The organism is Nocardia carnea (assembly GCF_029869215.1).
In the GTDB taxonomy this organism is placed as follows: Bacteria; Actinomycetota; Actinomycetes; order Mycobacteriales; family Mycobacteriaceae; genus Nocardia; species Nocardia carnea_B.
Genome location: NZ_JARWPM010000273.1, coordinates 1 through 5,930, shown reverse-complemented (window position 1 = coordinate 5,930; position 5,930 = coordinate 1). Strand labels below are relative to the sequence as shown.

Annotated in this window: 1 protein-coding gene; it reads right to left on the bottom strand. The window is 68.1% G+C overall.

All coding sequences use genetic code 11. The annotated features are described in order from the left end of the window. Positions 1 to 5,930: non-ribosomal peptide synthetase (locus QH276_RS18995; RefSeq protein ID WP_280406835.1), on the bottom strand; the 5,930-nt coding region annotated here is incomplete at both ends.

Here is a 5,930-nt window from a genome sequence, read left to right as displayed (position 1 = left end):
ACTCGACCCCGGTCGCCTGCCAATACGTGATCGACACCGCGGCCTCGGTCGGACCATACAAATTGTGCACCGCCGCATCGCTGATCGCATGCATCGCGGTCACCGTCTCCGGCGGCAACGCCTCACCGATCACGAACACATGCTCGAGCGACGGAATCGAACCAGCAGCAGTATGCGCCGCAAACACCGTCAACAACGACGGCACGAAGTCCGTCACCGTCACGTTCTGCTCGGCGATCACCCGAGCCAGATACGCCGGATCACGATGACCATCCGGCGTCGCGACAACCAGGCGGGCACCCGCCGCCAACGGCAGGAAGTAACCCCACAACGACACATCGAACGTGGTCGCGGTCTTCTGCAGATAGACATCCTCGGCACCCATCGGGTACTGAGCGAGCATCCACGCGACCTGATTCGCGATCGCCGAATGCGGCACCGCCACACCCTTCGGACGACCCGTCGAACCCGACGTGAAGATCACATACGCGGTATTCGACGCCCGCACCGGCGCCAACCGATCCGCATCGGACACCGGCGAAGCATCGAAACCACCGGTCTCCACAGTGTCCAAAGCCAGCACCGGAACACCGGCGATCTCGCTCACCGGGCCACCGGCGGCCACATCGGCGCTCTCGCCATCGGCCGCGGCTCCGCCGGCGCTCACCGCCAGCGCATCCGCGGTGGTCGACAACAGGCACACCGGTGCCGCGGTATCCAGGATGTAACCGATCCGCTCGGCCGGATGCGCCGGATCCAACGGCACATACGCACCACCCGCGGTGAGCACCGCATACATGCCGACCACCAAGTCGACCGACCGCGACACCAGCAAACCGACCAACGACTCCGGACCCACACCCTGCGCGATCAACAACCGCGCCAGACGATTCACCCGAGCCGCGAACTCCGCATACGTGAGATCGGTGCCCTCGAACGACACCGCCACCCGATCCGGGTACAGGGCCACCGCACGCTGGAATCCATCCAGCAGCAACCGCTCCGGGAGCGTGTGCTCGGTGGCGTTCCATTCGGCGAGTACCCGGAGGCGTTCGGCCGGATCCAGGATCTCGACATCACCGACCGGTGCCGACGGATCGGCGACCACGCCGCCCAGCAATCGCACGAAACGATCCGCGAAGCCCTGTACCGTCGCGTGATCGAACAGATCGGTGGCGTAGGTGAGGAAGCCCGCCACGCCTTGTGGTTCGCCCGAATCGTCGTAGCTGTCGCCGACGATGAGGTTCAGGTCGAACTGCGAGATCTCGGTGTCGAGATCGACACCGGCGACGGTGAGGCCGGGCAATTCCAGCACGGAATCGGCCTGGTTCTGGAAGGTGAAGCCCACCTGGAACAGCGGATGCCGCGCCTGCGACCGCGCCGGGTTCAGCACCTCCACCAAACGCTCGAACGGCACATCCGCATGCGCGAACGCGGCCAGATCGATCTCCCGCTGCCGCGCCAGCAGATCCGCGAACGTATCGGCGCGATCCAGCTGGGTCCGCAACACCAGCGTGTTCACGAACATACCGATCAGGTCGTCGAGCACCTCTTCACCGCGGCCCGCCACGGGCGTACCGACGGCGATATCGTCGGTACCCGACAACCGCGAGAGCAGCAGCGCGAACGCGGCGTGCACCACCATGAACAGCGTGGCGCCCTGCTCGCGGGCGGTCTTCAGCAGCCCGGCATGGGTCTCGGCGTCGATCCCGATCTCCACTCGGCCGCCGGCGAAGGACTGCACCGCCGGACGCGGCCGGTCGGCCGGCAGATCCAGCTGATCCGGCACACCCGCCAGCGCCTGCCGCCAGTACCCGATCTGCTGCGCGGCCAGCGACTCCGGATCCGACTCGTCACCGAGCAGCTCACGCTGCCAGATGCTGTAATCCGCGTACTGCACCGGCAACGGCACCCAGCCGGGGGCCTCGCCCGCGGTGCGGGCCGCGTAGGCGGTCATCAGGTCCCGCATCAGCGGCGCCGCCGACAGGCCGTCACCGGCGATATGGTGCACCACCACCGCCAGCACGAAATCGCGCGCGTGCCCGGCCCGGCCGGGGCCGTCGATATCGAACAGCGCGATCCGCAGCGGCACCTCGGCCGTCACATCGAAAGTGGTGGCGACCAGGTCCGATACCGCGCCCATCAGGTCCGCGGCGGTGATCGTGCGCACGATCAGGTCCGGTTGCGCATCGGCCGCCGGTAGCACTACCTGCACCGGCCCGGCCTCGGTCTCCGGGTACACCGTCCGCAGTACCTCGTGCCGGACCACCACATCACCTATGGCGGCCCGGAGCGCGTCCGCGTTCAGATTGCCGGTCAACCGGCTGGCCCACGGGATGTTGTAGGCCGTCGAGTTCTGATCGAACCGGTTGAGGAACCACATCCGCTGCTGCGCCAGCGACAAGGGCACCTGCTCCGGCCGCCGGCCGGCTACCAGGGCCTTACGCCCACCGGAACCGGCCTGCTGCTCGACCCGTACGGCCAGACCCGCCACGGTGGACGCTTCGAACAACATCCGCACCGGCACATGGGTGTTCAACGCCCGGCCCAAGCGGGCCGCGACCTGCGTGGCCAGCAGCGAGTTACCGCCCAGGGTGAAGAAATCGTCGTCCGCGCCCACCCGCTGGGTCTCGAGGACTTCGGCGAACGTACCCGCCACGATCTCCTCGATCGGGGTGGACGGCGCCCGGAAGGTGCGGGTTTCGAATACCGGTTCGGGCAGCGCCCGGCGGTCCAGTTTGCCGGCGGGGGTCAGCGGGATCCGGTCGATCACCATGATCGAGGACGGCACCATATACGAGGGCAACCGCTCGCCGACGAACTCGCGCAGCTCCGCGATATCCACCGAGAAGCCCGGAATGGCAACCACATAGGACACCAGCGAGACAGCACCGGTCGCGCCCTCGTGGCCCACCGTCACCGCGAAGTCCACCGCGTCGTGCGCGGTCAGCGCGGCGTCGATCTCGCCCAGTTCGATGCGGAAACCGCGCACCTTCACCTGGAAGTCGTTGCGGCCCACGTATTCCACCGCGGGCTCGCCCGCGGCGTCGCGGGTCCAGCGCACCACGTCACCCGTGCGGTAGAGACGCGCGCCGGGTTCGCCGTAGGGGTCGGCGACGAAACGACCGGCGGTCAGCGCGGGCCGGGCATGATAACCACGCGCCAGCTGGATACCACCGATATACAGCTCACCGGTCACACCCTCCGGCACCGGATTCAACCGGTCGTCCAGGACCAGCGACCGCATCCCGCGCACCGGCCCGCCGATGGTGACCGGCATCCCCGGAGCCAGCGGGACGCTGATATTGGACATGATGGTGGTCTCGGTCGGGCCGTACCCGTTGTAGAACTCACGACCCGGCATCCCCGCCCAGCGGGCCACCAGATCGGCCGGAACCGCTTCACCACCGGCGACGATGGCCCGCATCCCCGACAACGCGTTCGGATCCAGCGAGGCCAGCACCGACGGGGTGATGAAGGCATGGGTCACCCCTGCCGTCTCGATCAGATCCGCCAGCTCCGCACCGCCGTAGTTGCCGGTCGGCACCACCACCAGCGCGCCCGCCGAACCCACCGCCAGCAGGAATTCGAGCATGGAAGCATCGAACGACGGCGACGCGAACGCCAGCGCCCGCGAATCCGGCGTCAACCGATAACGCTCGACCTGTTCGGCACTGAAGTTCGCCAGACCCGCATGCGTGACGACGACACCCTTGGGCACACCGGTCGAACCGGAGGTGTAGATGACATAGGCGGTATTCGCCGGGGTCAGCGGCCGCACCCGGTCCGCATCGGTGATCTGCTCGGCCGAATAACCGTCCAGGGCCAGCTCGTCGAGCAGCAGCCACTCCACCGAATCCGGTAGATCCGCGCGTACCGAGGACACCGCGATACCCACCGGCGCACCGGAATCGGTGAGCATATGCGCGATCCGGTCGGCCGGATAGGTCGGGTCGATCGGCACGAAGGCCGCACCGGATTTGGTCACCGCCCATTCGGCCAGCACCGAATCCGCCGACCGCGGCACCGCCACGGCCACCAGATCCTCGGCGCCCAGACCACGCTCGATCAGCAACCGCGCCAACCGGTTCGACCCCTCGTCGAACTCACCGTAGGAGTACCGGCGGCCCTCGAAGACCACCGCCGGCGCCGACGGGTCCACCGCCGCCGCGTCCGCCAGCAACTCCGGCAGCGTACGGGCCGGTACCGCGGGGCCACCGGTGCGGGAGAGGATTTCCGCGCGTTCGGCCCCGCTCAGCAACTCGACCGCGCCCAGCTCCAGCGCGGGATCGGAGACCACGGCCGAGAGCAACCGCACGAATCGATCCACGAAACCCTGCACCGTGCTCTGATCGAACAGATCGGTGGCATAGGTCAGGAAACCCGTGATCCCGTCGGGCTCACCCGCGGAGGTGTACGAATCGCTGAGGATCAGGTTCAGGTCGTACTGGTACATCTCGGTGTCGACTTCGACCCGCGATACCGTCAGCCCGGGCAGTTCCAGGCTGGCCTGCGCCAGGTTCTGGAAGGTCAACCCCACCTGGAACAGCGGATGCCGCGCCTGCGACCGCGCCGGATTCAGCACCTCCACCAAACGCTCGAACGGCACATCCGCATGCGCGAACGCGGCCAGATCGATCTCCCGCTGCCGCGCGAGCAATTCGACGAACGCCTCGCCGCGATCCAGCTGGGTCCGGAACACCAGGGTGTTCACGAACATGCCGATGAGTTCGTCCAGCACCTGCTCGCCGCGACCGGCCACCGGCGTACCGATGGTGATGTCGTCACTACCCGACAACCGCGACAGCAGCACCGCGAAAGCGGCGTGTACCACCATGAACAGCGTGGCGCCCTGCTCCCGGGCCATTGCCAGCAATCCGGCGTGGACCTCGGCATCGATCTGCACGTCGACCCGGCGGCCCGCGAACGACTGCACCGCCGGCCGCGGCCGGTCGGCCGGTAGGTCCAACTGATCCGGGATACCGGCCAGGGCCTCCTGCCAGTAGGCCAGCTGCGCGGCGACCAGCGATTCGGGATCGCTTTCGTCGCCCAGCCGTTCCCGCTGCCACAACGCGTAATCGGCGTACTGGACGGGCAGCGGCGCCCACCCCGGCGCCTCGCCCGCCGACCGCGCGGCATACGCGGTCATCACGTCGCGGGTCAAGGGCGCCACCGAGAATCCGTCACCGGCGATGTGGTGCATAACCAGCGCCAGCACGAATACGGCCGCTTCGTCCTCGGCTGCCTCGTGCAGCTCGGACGTTTCGTCCGGCTCGCCGGCATCGGTCAACCGGAACAGCGCCACCCGCAGGGGCACCTCGGAGGTGACATCGAAACCGGTGCGCGCCAGCTCCGCCACCGCATCCACGACATCCGCCGCGGCCACCGACCGCACCTCGAGCTGCGGCACCGCGTACCCGACGGGCACCACGACCTGCACCGGGCCGGATTCGGTATCCGGATAGACGGTGCGCAGAACTTCGTGCCGCGCAACGACATCGGCGACAGCGGCCCGCAGCGCGTCCACATCGAGATGGCCGGTGAGGCGGATGACGAACGGGATGTTGTAGGCGGCCGAGGCCCCGTCGAACCGGTTGAGGAACCACATCCGCTGCTGCGCCAGCGACAGCGGCACCTGTTCCGGCCGCGGCTGCGGCACCAGTGCCTTACGGCCGGACCCGGCCTGCTCCTGCACCCGCGCGGCGAGCGCGGTCACGGTGGGTGCCTCGAACAGCATCCGCACCGGCACCTGCGTATCCAGTGCGGCGCCCAGCCGCGCGGCGACCTGGGTCGCGATCAGCGAGTTACCACCGAGCGCGAAGAAATCATCATCGGCACCGATCCGCTCCACACCGAGAACATCGGCGAACACATTCGCCACGATCTCCTCGATCGGAGTCGACGGCGCCCGGAACTCCCGCGCCTGGAAC